The sequence below is a fragment of the Fictibacillus phosphorivorans genome, assembly GCF_001629705.1.
Classification (GTDB): domain Bacteria; phylum Bacillota; class Bacilli; order Bacillales; family Fictibacillaceae; genus Fictibacillus; species Fictibacillus phosphorivorans_A.
Map to the genome: position 1 here is coordinate 1115841 of NZ_CP015378.1, position 15019 is coordinate 1130859.

Genomic DNA, 15019 nt, shown 5'->3' on the forward strand with positions numbered 1-15019 from the left:
CACAACATTGGAGGTGATTAAGCAGAATCTTTATTTTAGGAGTTTATTCAAAATGCCTTTTTCAAGCCACTTCCACGGCAAAACAGATTTTAGAAACAAACTCACTCTTACGCCTTTTCCAATGGGATAACGCAGTTTAGGTGTTTTTGTGGAGGTTGCAATCTCTGTCACCAGTTTCGCCACATCAAGCGGATCGCCATGAGTTCCTTTACCTCTTTCAATATTCTTTAATAGGGATTCCATATAAAAGTGGTAAGGAGATTCGGAGTTGATGGTCATGTTGTCGATGGAAGACCAGATGTTAGTTTGATAAGATCCAGGTTCAATAAGAACAACATCTATACCGAACGGTCGCAGTTCAAGACGCAAACTTTCACTGTATCCTTCTAATGCGTGCTTTGATGCTGTATAAGGTGATAGACCAGGAAAACCAAATTTTCCAGAGATGCTGCTCATATTAATGATGCGTCCTCGCTTGTTTTTACGCATGAAGGGAAGAACGGTTTGCGTAATCGCCATAACACCAAACACATTTGTTTCAAACTGAAGACGATATTCATCGATTGAAAGTTCTTCCGAAAAACCGCCAAGTGCAAATCCCGCATTATTTACTAAAACATCAATGCTAGGAAACTCTTTGATGAAGTCATTAAAAGTACAAATAGATTCTGTTGATGTCACGTCCAGAGCATGAAGATGAATCTGGTCACTTATTTTGTTTTCGTCTGCCAACTTTAATAGAGATTCTGCACGACCGATATTTCGCATCGTACTTATTACGTAGAAACCGGACTTCGCAAGTTCGATAGCGCAATGCATACCAAATCCGCTAGACGTGCCGGTTACTATAGCTGTTTTCCTGTTCATTTCATTCTCCTCATCATGAAAAAAGTTCGTTAGGTTATGTACTTAACGTAAACGAACTTTTCGAAGCTATCAACTATTTATAAGGTTTGTGAGGGTTCTTATCTCGATAGTTATATAGGACGTAAATAAAACTTGAGTAAGATCCGACTGCAGCTAATCCATAGACGATTCCCATTACGATTCCAGTCCATAGACTATGCGGATGCGCAATTAAAACAGATATAATTAAGCCTAGCATACAGGCGATCGTTGGTATCCAAGCAGAGATATAGTGAAAGAAAATCTTGAGGATTTCAATCATGATGATGATGGCGGGTATAGCAATCAATGCATCCCAAAAGTTAGTAAGAATGAACGGAAACTCCAAATAGATGCCTCCTTACCCTTTTTTGCCCTTTATATACTCTATACAGAATACAATTATTCTTTCCTTCTATTTGTCCACAGTGTGCAAAAAATTGTTTGTTTCTTTTTTTATGTATTGAAAATCTTAAATTTTTTAAATATTACAATGTGTAATTTATCATACATTTTGCCGAAAATTGTTAAGCCGCTGTAATCCCCTTACAATGTCTTTGTCATGTCAGCCTGTTAGTATGGGACAGGTCAGATTAAATGAAGAAAAGGGGATGTTACTTTGAAAAAAGCAGCAGCAGGATTAGCAATAGCAGGTATCGTGGCGTTTAATCCGATTGTAGGTGAAGCCGCTCTTGGAGATCAAACGCTGAAACCTGGGACGCAGCATTCAGATGTACAAGACCTCCAACAAACATTAGACAAAAAAGGATATTTTTCATATAGCAAAACAACCGATTATTATGGTAATTATACAACAGATGCCGTAAAGAAATTCCAAGCTGAAAAAGGAATCACAGTGGATGGTATCGCTGGTGATGAAACATTTAAATCGCTAGGAATTGATGCTACAGAAAGTAATTCTTCAATCGTCGAAGTGGCTAAAAAATACGAAGGAACACCTTATCAGTGGGGTGGAGAATCACCGGACGGTTTTGATTGCAGTGGATACTTACAATATATCTTTGATGAAGCAGAGAATGTTGAGTTGCCTCGTACAGTCGATGACATTTATGCAAAAGGGACAAAAGTTGATTCACCAGCAGTGGGCGATATCGTATTCTTTAATCTAGAGGGAGACGGTCCGAGCCATGCTGGAGTGTATATCGGAAACGACCAATTTGTACATGCTTCATCTTCAAAAGGGGTAACAACAGCGGAGCTTAACGGCTCTTACTGGTCAGAAAACTATATTGGAGCAAAAAGTTACGAATAAAACGACCAATCAAAAACACCTCAATTTTTTGAGGTGTTTTTGTTGTATTTCTGTTTCCTTCTGTTTACTCGTCTTCTTCAACCTCGCCAGAACGATTTGTTTGTTGAGGAAGCGTATCCCAGAAACTAGCATCCGTGGTGTTGATTGAACCATCTGAAATGGCACGAACCGCAGCATCTAATGTTATAACGGTCTGTTTGATCAAATAGCCATTGCTTTTTTGTCCAAGAGCATAATCTTCTCTATAGTGGTCAGACATTCCGCGCATTTCAAATAGAAGAGTAGAAATGTCATAACGAACTGCAGCACCATTACGTCCGATGTTTTCACCAGAACCACCATCGTACTTTCCGATATGCCCCCATCCAGTATGATGAATAGCATTAAATACAACAGCACCTAATCGTTTAGATTTTTCAACGACTTCTGGCTTTACTTTTGCATTAGTAGGATAAAGCATAGATCCCGAAACTAGTTGACCTTCTGTTTCGCTTAGCGTTCCTTGGTGATGTAAATCTATCATGTAATCAATGTTATATTTAGCGAACACATTTTCATGGAGTACACGTGCTTCAGGCTCCATTTCACTAGTTGGCTTATCATGTTCGCGGTTTAAGTCGACTTCATTGGCATTATAACGAGTCAGGTGACGGTCACCATCCGCTAAATAATCTTCCAGAGAAAAGTTTACATCGCCCATTGCACCATCAGCGTTAAGCATCGGTATGACTAAAACATTTACATTGTTCAACAAACCTTTTGTTTTATTCGTACCAAGATGTTTCATAAACTCCAACGCACCTTCTGTTGTAAGTTGCTCGTTACCATGTTGTTGAGTCAAGAAAAGGATGGTGGGATTACTTGGATTAGATATGTACTTGGCCATATAGATATCTCGCCCTTTTACCGTTTGACCGATCACTTCAAGCTTCATTGCATCTTGTTTAGCATCAAGTGTTTTTAACGTATCAACAAGTTCTTCGTAAGTATGTAGAATAGAAGTTTGTATTGAGCCATTTCCTGTACCTGGGCCATTTCCAACAGCTTGTGCAGGTGAAGAAGCAGCATTTAGAGCACTAAAAGCCATTAAGCCGGTCAACGTAACCGAAAGAACTTTTCTTTTTACTTTCAAAGTAATACCTCCATAGTTCGAATTTTTAAAAAGTTTTCTATAAATTAAGTTTACAGTATGCTGGGTTGGAAATTAATAGAGGGTACTACCTATCTTAAAGAATACGAATGAGGATATAGTTGTGGGGAATTAGAGGTGATGAAGGTAATAAGTAGGATATGATACATGATTTAAATAAAAAAAGGAGAGATTGTTTATCTCCCCGTAACTTGTTCTTTTATATGCCTCTGAATGGATTGAACTTTTTGTTTTTCTTGACGGCTCCCGCCAAACTTAAACACGATAACCCCACCGATAATGACGAGGACCCCTAAAAGCTGCTGAGAAGTAAACGGAATCTTCTCAAGACCGAACAAACCGAGCGAATCCCACATGAGGGCAGAGCCGAGTTGTGACGTTAGAACGATAGAGATCGCGAATGTTGGACCAAGTAGCTTTGTGCCTTGAACTAAACAAACAACAACACCGACCCCGATTAATCCACTAAACCAAAACCAAGTTTCCATATTCTTGAGGACAAATAATTCTTTTCCTTCAAAAACAACACCTAGTGTCATTGACGCTAGAAAGCCTAATCCCAGAACAAGAGCTGTAGTGGACCATGTTCCGGCATGGTCATTGACTCGTGTGTTAAATATATTTTGCAGACCCACAAGTACGCCTGCCATCATTGCAAAGAGTAAGCCGATAAGCATATTGAACGCTCCTTTTATTTTTCGTAAATATTTCGATGATTGGCTAGTTCACTTAAGCCTTCTCGATTCTTCACTTCTATAAAACCTTTATGTCGTTCCACAAGCCCTTCTTTTGAGAGTTGTTGGATGACACGGTTTAGGTGTCGATAGCTTGTTCCGATTAAGTTTGCGGCATCTATAAGATGACTCGTACTCAGTTTGCCACTATACAACGCATCTCCTTCATCGAAACAAACCGATAGAAGATAGCTCGCAAAACGCACTTCAACCGGATACAGAAGGTTAAAGCTTAAGGAACTTGATTTTACGTAAAACTTCTTAGTAATCACGTTCAACAGAAACTTTAAGAGCGGGGTATGATCGCTTGCAAACTTTTTTAACCAGCGGTGATGAATCGCGATCATATGTACTTCAGAAACCGCCTCAACGGTATTGATAAAGTCCGTTCCTTGCACATATTCAATATCTCCGACAACATCCAAAGGTGTTTTAAATGAAAGAATGAGTGTTCTGCCTTCAGGTGAAGTGTTGAAGATCTTGAGTTTTCCTTTTACTAACAAGTATAGATGGTTATAAGGATCACCTTGAGTACAGATCAATTCACCATGATTATAGCTATATAAAGTTAGATGTGGTAGAAGTTCATCGTTTAGTATAGGTTTGATTTCAAAGGTTTCTAAATAGTGCTGTAGCAGCTCAGAATCTTGAATTTCTCTCATTGTTTAATCACCTCATCCCAAACTTCTTTAAAATTTCAAAATGACAACGCCTGCGATCATCATCGCAATTCCAATAAATTGTGGAACTTGCATCTCTTTCTTCAATACACCAAACCAGCCTTTGCCATCGATTAAAAATGTGATCGCTAGCTGCGAGATTAAGATTACGGCGATCGTAAGCGTCACGCCAATTGAATGGATCCCATAAATATTTCCATAGATTACGACTGCAGCAAAGGATCCTCCTGTTAGATAAATTGGTGGCACATTTTTAAATTGTTTCCATTTTTGATCTTTAACGATCACTACGATTAGAATGGCTGCGATAAAACCAGTCAATTGAGTAATCGTCGCTGCTTGCCAAGACCCGATATTCTGGCTGATTCGTGCGTTCGCGACCCCTTGGAGTGTAATAAAAGCACCAGCTAAAAAAGCAAATATGATTCCTTTCATGTCATCACTTCCCATTAAAAATTCTATAATCATTAAAGAATAGAAGTAGATCTGTTGGGAAGGACATATGTCCTGAAATGTTAAAATGGATGTTATCAACATGATAGTTATATGATGAAATGGTGCTTTTCCTTTTCTCTTTTACATATTTCGTTTAAAATAAAAAGCTGCACGACAATCTCTATGAAAGAGGTAAGAATATGAACCGATTAAAAAGTTTAACAAATAAAAATAAAAACAATGAACAATCAGCAGAATTTAAAAATCGTGAAAGTTGGTTAAAGATAATTATCATTGGTGCTTTCGCTTTATTGATCTTTTATAAGATTGCAACAGCGCCATTCGTATTCCGCTTTTCAGACTTTATCTCGGTATTTAGCTCGTTGTTTGCTATATCGATTTCACTCATTTATTTTAACAAAGTCAGCAAGTTAGAAAAGACGATAGAATCACTTACATCCAAAGAGCGAGTGAGTCAAACGTATGAGAAAAATCCAGCAGTTGCTGTTGTCGAAGAAGAGCCAGATCAAGAACAATTGGAACTTTTTGAAGAGAAAGAAGAAAGAATACTTGTATCTGAAGAGGTAGAAGAATCAACTGAGGAAAACGAGGAAGAAATAGAAGAAGAGAAAGAAGAAGAGAAAGAAGAAGAGAAAGAAATCATAGATGAAGAAGAAATGTGGAAAACTCAGCGTATAAAGGAAGAAGAACTAGCAAAAATCGAGATGGATAAGACACAAATCTATAACGAACTGTTCTCTCGTGCTCAGTTAAGTAAAGAAGAGATGACATATTTTAACGAGAAGATCAGAGAGAAAGAAACAGAAAGCTTCAACACGAAACAAGAGTTGAATCAATTTAAAGATCGCATTCAAAATGTGTTTAAGAAAACACCGCAATTTTTCCAAAAAAGAGATTCTCGAATTGAAGGAATCGTTCGTATGATGAATCCTGTCACGCTCAAAAACGTATCTCTTGAAGACCTGAATCAACGTATGGATCAAGTGATCGACGTTATTCCAGAAGAAACACTCAACTCCTTAATAAGAGACGGATTGTTGGATGACACATATCACCTGACACGCTCTGGTTATCGTGAATTCATGCATGTAAGTAAAACTTTTCAATAAAATATGAAATAACAATGGTGTGCCTTTGGATAAGGGCACACCATTTTGTATACATGTAAGCTTTAGACGGACAGAAGTTACCATTTGTTCTTCCTGAACGGAACATAAGAAATAAGAATAAATAATTTCACGGTAATGCCAATTATTTTCACGGTAATCAACAATAATTTCACGGTAACCAACAATATATTCACGGATAAAATAATTTAAACGATTTTCGACAAATCTACCTAAATTCTTCAAGCCACCATATTTCTCAAACCATTATTTCGCAAAAAGATGGTTGCCGATCTTCGTAACGGAGGTTCTTGAGAAGATCCACGTGTTTGTTGCAAGTTCAGGGTTGTAATAATAAACAGATCCATACGTAGGATCCCAGCCTTTCATCGCATCAAATACTGCACGATAAGCATAGCTGGAAGGCTGTAAATGATATTGTCCATCATGAACGGCCGTAAAAGCGTTCGTTTGATGAATAACACTACTTACATTGTTGGGGAATGCAGGATCTTCTAGACGATTTAATATGACAGCCGCAACGGAAACTTTTCCTATATAGGATTCGCCACGGGCTTCACCATGTACAACACGAGCCATCTGTTCAACATCTTGTAACATTAAAAAAGTTGCGGGACCGGCAACACCATCTGCAGAAAGATTTGTTTCATACTGAAAGTTAGTAACAGCTCTCTCGGTAATAGGGCCATAATAACCTGTCACGGGTCCATAGAATAAACCAAGTGCTTTCAGCTTTTCTTGTAGGATCGATACCTCATAACCCTGACTTCCTGCAGTTAATAGTCCATGAGCTTGCACTTTTGTTGGAACGAATAGAAAAGTTACAACCACCAACAAGAGTACCAACTTGCTAAGTAGATTACTCATCGTATAACTCCCTCCCTATCTTGATTTCTATATATTATCAATAAAGGATGATTTAGACATGAAGCACATTCTCTATTTTTAATGTGTAGACATACACCTCAAAAGTAGGGAATTATGACAATTCGTGTTACAAAATGACTAACTCGTCATCCGTTGCGTTTTATTGTAGAACGTAAGGGTATACAAATGAATTGGATATGAATCTTTGTTACAAAAAATAAAACCCATTTAGCACGTGTTAAACGGATGGAATCATTCACAATGAGAGGTATCAGGAAAAAAACCTGGATACTTGCTGTAGAGTTCTTTGTATTCATTTGGGTATTGCGTTCTGAGAAAGTGGATATAACAGAGGATCCTATGGTTTTGGATGTATCGCCTGTTCTTAAAATTAAGTTGGTATTCTTGTCCGATCGGAAGATTTAATAGAGGCTTATTCTTAAAAAAGAGAGGAGTCATGCAATTTGAGATGGCATCGTGTACATTGACAACGCGAATGCTGTTCTTTACTTCTTCATAAAACTTTTTTGTGAAATCTTCATCAGCGATTGGTAAACTTGCAAAACTATAGAGAATAGGATTAAGAAAATTCGTATTCACTGCTGCATCTAATGTAAAAAGTGCTGCAAGGCTGCCGCCAAGACTATGACCTGTTACGAGGAGCTTTTTTTGATTAGAATAGAGCTGTTTGATATCAGCCAACAGAGCATCTCGAAACGTACTGTAAATTTTAGTGATTCCACGGTGAGTTAACCCGCTATCTGTAACATAGGTATAGGGAACTTGAGCTACATCGAGATAGGAACTTACATTATCCATGGTCTTCGTTCCCCTAAAAGCGACTACTAGGAAATCTTCTGACTCAGCAATAAAACCAAATATCTCTCCTGAATCTGTAATAATTTCATGTTTCATCTGATAATGACTTGGTAATTCTATCGTACAAAGTTCGTGGACGATATAAGCTTTGTAAGACATCACTGCCAAGAACAGAGCCATTTCTGCATCAAAGACGAATAACTCTTTTTTATTTTTCATACACATCACATCCTTCACTCATCCGATTTAATAGTATATGAGAGAAGGGGTGGACAAGTATAGACGTGTACACTGAGAGAACTAACTATTTTTCTTAATTGTTTATTGAACGGGAAGATGGATACATACTAGTTGGGAGTATCGATATCAAGAGGGAGAGGAGCTCCATGATGACCAAGATTGTGCTTAGTTTCATATTCGCGATCGGATTCGCTATTGTTCATTTATGTTCAAAGTACTTGAGTTATATAAATAAATCTCTTCAAAGTAAGTTTTTATCGTTTGCAGGAGGAGTAGCTGTTTCTTATGTTTTCCTTCATCTTCTACCCGATTTGAGTCACTACCAACAAAAGGTAGGGAAAAGGCTTAATCATGGAATTGGTCACTATTTGGAAGACCATATCTACTTAATTGCGGTGCTCGGTCTTGCCCTTTTTTATGGACTGGAGCGCTTAGTCAAGAATTCTAAAAAGAAACAAGGCGCACAGTCAAACTCTGAAGAAGTAGCTGTTTCTTCTGGTGTTTTCTGGGTACATATGGCATCATTCTTTCTTTACAATGCCGTTATTGGTTATTTACTCATAAGAGAAGAGTACGAGACGAAATGGGGGATGCTTTTCTTCTTTATGGCATTGAGCATTCACTTTGTCGCTAATGATTACGGCCTGAGAAAGGATCACAAACAAAAGTATGACAAGTATGGAAGAGTGTGGCTTACAGTTGCGATTTTAATCGGTTGGGGTATAGGGGCGATAACCGTAGTTCATGAACTGATCGTATCTATACTAGTTGCACTGTTAGCAGGAGGTATCATATTAAACGTTCTAAAAGAAGAACTGCCAGACGATCAGGAAAGCAGTTTTATAGCTTTTATAACAGGATTAGCTGGTTTTTCGGTACTCATGATGTTGGTATAAAATCATTAATCGTTCATTTTTTGGAAGAGTTCGTTTAGAGTTGTAAATAGTAGCTTTTCTTTTGATGTTAATGGTGACAGCGATGTGGAAATGATCTCGTTTTTCTTGATCAACAACCTATTGATTTCCTGTGAACCCGTCTCTGTTAAGGATACATATACTTTTCTTCGATCGGATTCTGTATATTGGCGGTTTACCATTTCTTTTTTTGCAAGCCGATCAATTATGATAGAAGTTGAAGCTGGGGTAGTGTCTATTCTTTCAGCGAGTTCGGTAACGGTTTGTGTATGGTTTTCAAGCAGATAGATCATGGTCTCGATTTGAAGGTAGTTTAGTTTTTCATCATGAAGAAATGACTCTTTAAAGTTTTTTACATATTTGATCAGTTCATCTATCTCATAGTTGTCGTTTTTAGTCATTATCATCATTCTCCTAAGTATTAAAGTAAGTAAAAGAAAAGACGACACTTCTTATTAAGTGCCGTCTCATTAAAATGGGTTTGATATCTATATCATTCTTCACATTGTTTACTCTTGTGCCTACTGTAACATAGGTGCATAGGTTGTTCAATTGGAATAAATGGATATTCACTCTGAAAAGGTGGTAACTACCCAACATTAGAAGATTTAGTTTCTCCATTCTTGTATTTTAAAAGAAGAAAGGAAACGCCAATCCCAAATAAGGTTAATAGGAGAGTTACTCCATAAATCGCATGAACCCCAGAAGCGATTATTTCTTGAAGTTGACCTAATTGGCTACTTGGAAGTTCACCACCATGTTCAAAAGAAGCATTGAGGTCAAGATTCTGTCCTGCTTTTTCAGCTTTAGAAATCGTGATTAGGTTAAAAATTGTACCGAACACAGCTGATCCGAGTGTTTGGCTGAATGTGTTGGTAAACGTATTAGATGCCACTGCTACCCCGCGTTTGTTCGAGGGTACAGAAGCTTGGATAATAAGCATGTAAATAGGTGTGATAAGCCCCATCCCAAGTCCTAAAATACCCGATGCCACATAGATTAAGTAGGTTGGAGAATGAGCGTCTAACAGATAGAAAAGCAGTGAGGCCGCACTTACGACGCTAATCCCAAGAGTAATAATCCAATTGTCCTTTAACCGTCCGACTAAGTTCCCCGCAACGAGTGAACCTAGTGTCCACATGACTGGAAGTGGCATGAGAACAAAACCAGCTTGTGTAGCCGTTTTCCCCATCACACCTTGACTCCAGATTGGTAGATAGATCGTGATACAGATGACAACAGCACCAGAGATCAATGTGAGTGAGTTGACGATCAGCACGCTTTTATTAGTGAAAAGGTTAAGAGGGATGAGTGGTTCAGGTGATCTTTTTTCAATATAAACAAACAGTCCATAAAGCAGGATCGCCGTTGCAAATAGCCCAATAATGATAGGATTACTCCAATCCTGTGTTTGACTTCCTGTTAACAGGGCATAAAGAAAAGCGATCGTACCAAGAGAAAACGTAACAGCTCCCCAATAATCGATATAAGGCTTTCCTTTTGTAAGGTTTTCTTTGTAGTTCGCTGCGAGCATAAAGAAAGCAAGAAGTCCGAACGGAATATTTAAGAAAAATATATATCGCCAGGACAGCGTATCAACAAGAAAACCGCCTGCTAGAGGTCCTAAAACACCAGCTACTCCCCAAACGGCCGAGATCCAGCCTTGTGCTTTCGCTCTTTCTTTTGCTTCAGCATACAGGTCTCCGATGATTGTCATCGTGATCGGCATAACTGCACCAGCCCCAAGTCCTTGAATCGCGCGATAGAAAATAAGTTGTTCCATGGTCATAGCAATTCCACAAAGAGCAGATCCAATTAAAAAAAGAACGATCCCCGCAAGAATTACCTTTTTTCGGCCAAATAAATCAGCCAGCTTTCCGTAGATTGGTGTCGAAACCGCTGTTGCAAGCATATACACCGCGTATACCCAACTTACAAGTTCAATGCCAGAAAGATCACTTGTAATACGTGGAATGGCAGTGCTCACAATCGTACCTTCCATTGCAGCCAGAACAGTAACAAGCAATAAAGCGGTCATAATTTGTTTTCTCATATCTGTCCTCCTTGGCATTAAAAGAATGCTAAATCATAAGTAGTTCACTTCGTTAAATGAATAATAAAAAAAGAGGTCAACCAAGAAAATAGTTTATCACTTCATTGGAGGATTAGCTATCTTGAGGTATTGCTGGAAGGGGGAAGGAGTAGACGTGAAGCTGAATCGGACAGATTATGTACTAGATTGGACAGATTCCGCTTTAGATCGGACAGATTATCTCACACTTTGGACAGATTATCCTCTAGAACGGACAGATTATCGTCTAGATTGGACAGATTACGATTATAATCGGATAAATTATGACTGAAGAGGTAAACGGCTGATCGAGTTTGTTATACTTTTACTAGGTGATATTAATGTTTTTAAAAAGAATTAAGCTTTTGCATGATGATATTCATTCATTTAAAGAGTATCCGTTCTCTATTCCTGTAATCAGCAATCTTGATGAGATACATCTGAAAAAGAACGTAACTTTTTTTGTAGGAGAGAACGGAACAGGGAAATCGACGCTTTTAGAAGCGATCGCGGACAAGTGCGACTTTCATACAGCTGGCGGTAGTCGAAACAATATGTACGATGTGTATGCTTCAGGTTCTGAGCTGGGGAATTATGTTCGGCTTTCGTGGTTGCCGAAAGTATCGAACGGGTTCTTTTTACGTGCTGAATCGTTCTACAGCTTTGCTACTCATCTTGAAGAAGTGGACGATACAGGATTCCGAGACTACGGAGGCCGGTCTCTTCACAAACAATCTCATGGTGAATCCTTTCTGTCATTGTTTTTGAATCGCTTTAAAGGGAAAGCGATCTATTTACTAGACGAACCTGAGGCAGCACTTTCTCCTTCAAGACAGCTCACTTTTTTGAAGATTATGCATGATCTAACCACACAAGGCGATACGCAGTTTATCATTGCTACTCATTCTCCCATCTTATTAGGTTATCCGAACGCTGACATCCTAAGTTTTGATGACGAAAAGATTTCTTCCATAGACTATGAATCTACAGACCATTTCCAAGTCACCAAGTACTTTTTAAATAATAGAGAGAAGTTGATCAAAGAGCTTCTTAAAGGCGATGAGTAAATGTTGAAAGGAGAACTAGCATTTATGTATCTAGTTCTCTATTTGTCGTTAAGTCGAATGGATCATAGATCATTACAAAAGTAGAGAAGGGGATTTCATCACTCGTAATCTCTTCAACGAGTGAAAAACCTAAGTGCGTATAGATTCTCACGTTTTGAATCGTTTCTGTTTGCAGCAAACAAAAAGTTCTTTTCTGGTTGGTTTCTGCAACAGCTGCCCTCATCATAGTAGTCATGTGACCTTGATGTCGGTGGGTTGGATCTACGCATACGGAATCAACCAACAGAAAGTGTTCATAGTTACTCTTATAATAGTAAAGTTTGCTGTTGGATGATTGTAAAAGACTCGCTTTTCTGAGGAAATCGATTAAAGGTAATTGTATGAGAACACCGGGTAGGCGAAAGGTGCATGAAAGAGCAGCAAGTATTAATTTTCCTATCTTTGTTTTCTCTCCGTGCTGAGATACACAAAAGAGTCCCTCTACATGATCAGACGTTACATACAATGAGCCGTTAGATTGCAGAATTCGAAGGACCATAGGGAAGACAGAACGTAAAATTTTTCTTCTTTTCTTCGGGATAGGAAAAAAATACACAAACATCGGATTATCAATAAACGACTCCGTTAGAACTTCAGTTGCTTTTTTGAGGTGTTTTTTTTGTAGTTTTTTTAAGTGGTCATACATGAAGTAAACTCCCTCCGATGATGAAGCCCATTGATATGTCCCCTAGTCAAGCATCACTCAAATAAATATCATTTACTGTGAAAAAACCAACTTCTATGTTAAGTTATGTGAATATTCTAAAAAGGTGGTTGAAAGATGATTAATTATGATGGAAAAGTATTTGTTTCTGTTCAAAACTCTTCAAACGGTGAAGTATCCTCACAAACAACCTTTCACTACAAACAAGAGGGAAACATCGTGACAGCTTCCTACGAGGGTGGAGAAATCTTAAAAGGCACGTTAATCGGAATAGCTAATGAAGATGGGAGCTTGAACTTCAGATACAATCATGTGAACACGTCTGATGAAATAAAAGGTGGGGCATGTGTTTCTCAACCTGAGATCTTAAGTGATGGAAGGATTAGATTGTATGAAAAATGGAGATGGGCTGAGGGGAGCTCTGGTGAATCCACAATTGAAGAAGTAAGATAACTACCTGTTATATGTTCATCCTGTTATAATGGGATTTTTTAAGTATTTTTACATTCTAACAGCGCAACAAAACTCGAAAATAATAAATAAATGTTGAAAAAAGTGATCCGAACTGAAAAACCTCCCGTTATCTAGATAAGAAAGTTAGCTAACTTCAAAAATTTCTAGAGACAAGGGAGAGAACTTATAATGAACTTGAAAAAATTAATCGTACCCGCATTAAGCGTATCCTTACTAATTCCTACTGCTGGAAATGTACAAGCAGCTGAGAAACCAACGGTGAACACTCCAGCTTCTCAGTTAAGAGCTGACTTGGATTATCTATTATCTGAACACTTTGTCTTAGCCGTTACAGCTATGACCAAATCATACGATGGAGCTAAAGATGCTGAGGCAGCAAACAAAGCTCTAGATCAGAACGCTCTAGATATGACACCTGCAATTGCATCTGTATATGGTGAAGAAGGAGCAGCTGAATTCGAAAGAATCTTTAGAGAACATAACAACTACACAGATGATCTTGTAAATGCAGCGAAAGATAAAGATAAAAATGCTCGAGCAGATGCTGAAAAAGAAGTAGCGGAATTCGTTGAGGAGTTCTCCACTTTCTTAAGTACAGCAACAGAAGGTAAACTTCCAAAAGAAGCTGCCACAGAAGCAGTAAAAGTGCACGAAGCTCAAGTGTTAGAAGTTTTTGATAATTACGTGGAAGGCGATTATAAAGAAGCAAACGAAACATTCCGTGAAGGATATAAACACATGTATGTAATCAGTGATGCTTTATCAGGAGCTATTACTACACAGATGCCTGAAAAATTTGAGAATACGAAATCCGATACTCCTGCAGCAGATCTTCGTTCGGCATTAAACAGCTTAGCTGCAGAACACTTTGCGCTAGCAGCTACAGGTATGCAAAAAGGATTTGATCAGAAAGAAGACTATGATTTTGTAAGCTGGGCTGAAGATGCTCATACAGCTGATTTCAAAGCAGCTATCGCTTCTATCTATGGTGAAGAAGGAGCAGCTCAGTTTGAAAAGGTATGGCAAGGAAACCATATTAATGCACAATCCGAAATCGTTGCAGCAACACTAGAAGGTGACGAAGCAAAAGCAAAAGAAGCAAAAGCAAAACTTGATCAGTTTGCGATGGATTTTGGTGCATTCTTAGGAGCGGCAACGGCTGAAAACTTGCCAGCTGCTGATGCTGAAAAAGCAATTAAAGCCCATGAAGACTTAGTGAGACAAACATTTGATCAATACGTTGCAGGAGATTATGATGCATCATACGCATCATTCCGTGAAGGGTACAAATATATGTTTGGTGTAGGTCAAGCGTTGGGTGGCGCGATTGTAACTCAAATGCCAGATAAGTTTGCAGGAAGTGAAATGCCATCAGATATGCCGAAAACAGGATTCGGTGGTGCAAGTGATTCAACATCCACTTCTGCGATTGCTCTAACTGGTCTAGGATCACTATTAGCAATCTCAGCACTGTTCTTATTCAGAAGAAAATCTATGAACCAATAATAAAACCACATAAGAAGAGGGGGGAAACCTCTCTTCTTTTTTTATAAAAGAGG

18 protein-coding genes are annotated in these 15019 nt (G+C 38.4%); 7 read left to right on the top strand and 11 right to left on the bottom strand.

Annotated elements, in window-relative coordinates:
- Positions 1 to 30: 30 nt before the first annotated feature.
- Entirely contained in the window at positions 31 to 867 is an 837-nt protein-coding gene (locus ABE65_RS05705; protein WP_066392272.1) for an oxidoreductase, read from the bottom strand.
- A gap of 73 nt (positions 868 to 940) precedes the next feature.
- Positions 941 to 1234: a hypothetical protein gene (locus ABE65_RS05710; protein ID WP_066392274.1), complete on the bottom strand. Its 294-nt coding sequence runs from the start codon at positions 1232 to 1234 to the stop codon at positions 941 to 943.
- A gap of 270 nt (positions 1235 to 1504) precedes the next feature.
- Between ABE65_RS05710 and ABE65_RS05715 the strand changes: the two genes are divergently transcribed.
- On the top strand, positions 1505 to 2158 hold the full coding sequence (locus ABE65_RS05715; protein WP_066392276.1) for a C40 family peptidase: 654 nt from the start codon (positions 1505 to 1507) through the stop codon (positions 2156 to 2158).
- A 64-nt stretch (positions 2159 to 2222) separates the two neighbouring features.
- On the opposite strand, the gene ABE65_RS05720 is transcribed toward ABE65_RS05715, so the two are convergent.
- The 4 genes from ABE65_RS05720 to ABE65_RS05735 form a co-directional block, all read right to left on the bottom strand.
- A complete protein-coding gene (locus tag ABE65_RS05720) occupies positions 2223 to 3245 on the bottom strand; it encodes a M14 family zinc carboxypeptidase (RefSeq protein WP_153239384.1) in 1023 nt (340 codons plus the stop codon).
- Positions 3246 to 3484: 239 nt separating this feature from the next.
- Entirely contained in the window at positions 3485 to 3985 is a 501-nt protein-coding gene (locus tag ABE65_RS05725) for a DMT family transporter (RefSeq protein WP_066392281.1), read from the bottom strand.
- Positions 3986 to 3999: 14 nt separating this feature from the next.
- Positions 4000 to 4704, bottom strand: a complete 705-nt coding sequence (locus ABE65_RS05730; RefSeq protein ID WP_066392283.1) for a Crp/Fnr family transcriptional regulator — start codon at positions 4702 to 4704, stop codon at positions 4000 to 4002.
- 27 nt (positions 4705 to 4731) lie between these two features.
- Positions 4732 to 5157 carry a DMT family transporter gene (locus tag ABE65_RS05735; protein WP_066392284.1) on the bottom strand — a complete coding sequence of 142 codons (426 nt, stop codon included), beginning with the start codon at positions 5155 to 5157 and terminating at the stop codon, positions 4732 to 4734.
- A gap of 200 nt (positions 5158 to 5357) precedes the next feature.
- Here ABE65_RS05735 and ABE65_RS05740 point away from each other — a divergent pair, with 200 nt between their 5' ends.
- Positions 5358 to 6287 carry a hypothetical protein gene (locus ABE65_RS05740; protein ID WP_066392285.1) on the top strand — a complete coding sequence of 310 codons (930 nt, stop codon included), beginning with the start codon at positions 5358 to 5360 and terminating at the stop codon, positions 6285 to 6287.
- Positions 6288 to 6551: 264 nt separating this feature from the next.
- Here the strand turns inward: ABE65_RS05740 and ABE65_RS05745 are convergent, their stop codons facing one another.
- Both ABE65_RS05745 and ABE65_RS05750 read right to left on the bottom strand, forming a co-directional pair.
- A complete protein-coding gene (locus tag ABE65_RS05745) occupies positions 6552 to 7172 on the bottom strand; it encodes a cell wall hydrolase (protein WP_066392287.1) in 621 nt (206 codons plus the stop codon).
- A gap of 252 nt (positions 7173 to 7424) precedes the next feature.
- Positions 7425 to 8210 carry a lipase family protein gene (locus tag ABE65_RS05750; RefSeq protein ID WP_066392289.1) on the bottom strand — a complete coding sequence of 262 codons (786 nt, stop codon included), beginning with the start codon at positions 8208 to 8210 and terminating at the stop codon, positions 7425 to 7427.
- Between the two features lie 167 nt (positions 8211 to 8377).
- On the opposite strand from ABE65_RS05750, the gene ABE65_RS05755 reads away from it, so the two are divergent.
- A complete protein-coding gene (locus tag ABE65_RS05755; protein WP_231887857.1) occupies positions 8378 to 9127 on the top strand; it encodes a ZIP family metal transporter in 750 nt (249 codons plus the stop codon).
- A gap of 5 nt (positions 9128 to 9132) precedes the next feature.
- Here the strand turns inward: ABE65_RS05755 and ABE65_RS05760 are convergent, their stop codons facing one another.
- Both ABE65_RS05760 and ABE65_RS05765 read right to left on the bottom strand, forming a co-directional pair.
- On the bottom strand, positions 9133 to 9546 hold the full coding sequence (locus ABE65_RS05760) for a MarR family winged helix-turn-helix transcriptional regulator (RefSeq protein WP_066392295.1): 414 nt from the start codon (positions 9544 to 9546) through the stop codon (positions 9133 to 9135).
- A 188-nt stretch (positions 9547 to 9734) separates the two neighbouring features.
- Positions 9735 to 11198, bottom strand: coding sequence for an MDR family MFS transporter (locus ABE65_RS05765; protein WP_066392297.1), 1464 nt, complete (start codon positions 11196 to 11198; stop codon positions 9735 to 9737).
- Positions 11199 to 11352: 154 nt separating this feature from the next.
- On the opposite strand from ABE65_RS05765, the gene ABE65_RS05770 reads away from it, so the two are divergent.
- Positions 11353 to 11508, top strand: coding sequence for a hypothetical protein (locus tag ABE65_RS05770; RefSeq protein ID WP_156499127.1), 156 nt, complete (start codon positions 11353 to 11355; stop codon positions 11506 to 11508).
- Between the two features lie 49 nt (positions 11509 to 11557).
- Positions 11558 to 12283: an AAA family ATPase gene (locus tag ABE65_RS05775; RefSeq protein WP_066392302.1), complete on the top strand. Its 726-nt coding sequence runs from the start codon at positions 11558 to 11560 to the stop codon at positions 12281 to 12283.
- A 22-nt stretch (positions 12284 to 12305) separates the two neighbouring features.
- Here ABE65_RS05775 and ABE65_RS05780 read toward each other — a convergent pair whose 3' ends face one another.
- Entirely contained in the window at positions 12306 to 12968 is a 663-nt protein-coding gene (locus ABE65_RS05780) for a GNAT family N-acetyltransferase (RefSeq protein ID WP_066392303.1), read from the bottom strand.
- Positions 12969 to 13103: 135 nt separating this feature from the next.
- Here ABE65_RS05780 and ABE65_RS05785 point away from each other — a divergent pair, with 135 nt between their 5' ends.
- The gene (locus ABE65_RS05785) at positions 13104 to 13439 is read left to right on the top strand and encodes an avidin-fold protein (RefSeq protein ID WP_197480344.1); all 336 of its coding nucleotides are present in this window, start codon (positions 13104 to 13106) and stop codon (positions 13437 to 13439) included.
- A 189-nt stretch (positions 13440 to 13628) separates the two neighbouring features.
- Positions 13629 to 14966, top strand: a complete 1338-nt coding sequence (locus ABE65_RS05790) for a copper amine oxidase (RefSeq protein ID WP_231887858.1) — start codon at positions 13629 to 13631, stop codon at positions 14964 to 14966.
- Positions 14967 to 15019: the final 53 nt, after the last annotated feature.

Coding starts and splice junctions, on each gene's coding strand:
- ABE65_RS05720 (WP_153239384.1), bottom strand. CDS start 3,245: ATGGCTTTTAGTGCTCTAAATGCTGCTTCTTCACCTGCACAAGCTGTT.
- ABE65_RS05790 (WP_231887858.1), top strand. CDS start 13,629: ATGAACTTGAAAAAATTAATCGTACCCGCATTAAGCGTATCCTTACTA.
- ABE65_RS05785 (WP_197480344.1), top strand. CDS start 13,104: ATGATTAATTATGATGGAAAAGTATTTGTTTCTGTTCAAAACTCTTCA.
- ABE65_RS05760 (WP_066392295.1), bottom strand. CDS start 9,546: ATGACTAAAAACGACAACTATGAGATAGATGAACTGATCAAATATGTA.
- ABE65_RS05735 (WP_066392284.1), bottom strand. CDS start 5,157: ATGAAAGGAATCATATTTGCTTTTTTAGCTGGTGCTTTTATTACACTC.
- ABE65_RS05725 (WP_066392281.1), bottom strand. CDS start 3,985: ATGCTTATCGGCTTACTCTTTGCAATGATGGCAGGCGTACTTGTGGGT.
- ABE65_RS05705 (WP_066392272.1), bottom strand. CDS start 867: ATGAACAGGAAAACAGCTATAGTAACCGGCACGTCTAGCGGATTTGGT.
- ABE65_RS05755 (WP_231887857.1), top strand. CDS start 8,378: ATGATGACCAAGATTGTGCTTAGTTTCATATTCGCGATCGGATTCGCT.
- ABE65_RS05780 (WP_066392303.1), bottom strand. CDS start 12,968: ATGTATGACCACTTAAAAAAACTACAAAAAAAACACCTCAAAAAAGCA.
- ABE65_RS05765 (WP_066392297.1), bottom strand. CDS start 11,198: ATGAGAAAACAAATTATGACCGCTTTATTGCTTGTTACTGTTCTGGCT.
- ABE65_RS05745 (WP_066392287.1), bottom strand. CDS start 7,172: ATGAGTAATCTACTTAGCAAGTTGGTACTCTTGTTGGTGGTTGTAACT.
- ABE65_RS05730 (WP_066392283.1), bottom strand. CDS start 4,704: ATGAGAGAAATTCAAGATTCTGAGCTGCTACAGCACTATTTAGAAACC.
- ABE65_RS05775 (WP_066392302.1), top strand. CDS start 11,558: ATGTTTTTAAAAAGAATTAAGCTTTTGCATGATGATATTCATTCATTT.
- ABE65_RS05750 (WP_066392289.1), bottom strand. CDS start 8,210: ATGAAAAATAAAAAAGAGTTATTCGTCTTTGATGCAGAAATGGCTCTG.
- ABE65_RS05740 (WP_066392285.1), top strand. CDS start 5,358: ATGAACCGATTAAAAAGTTTAACAAATAAAAATAAAAACAATGAACAA.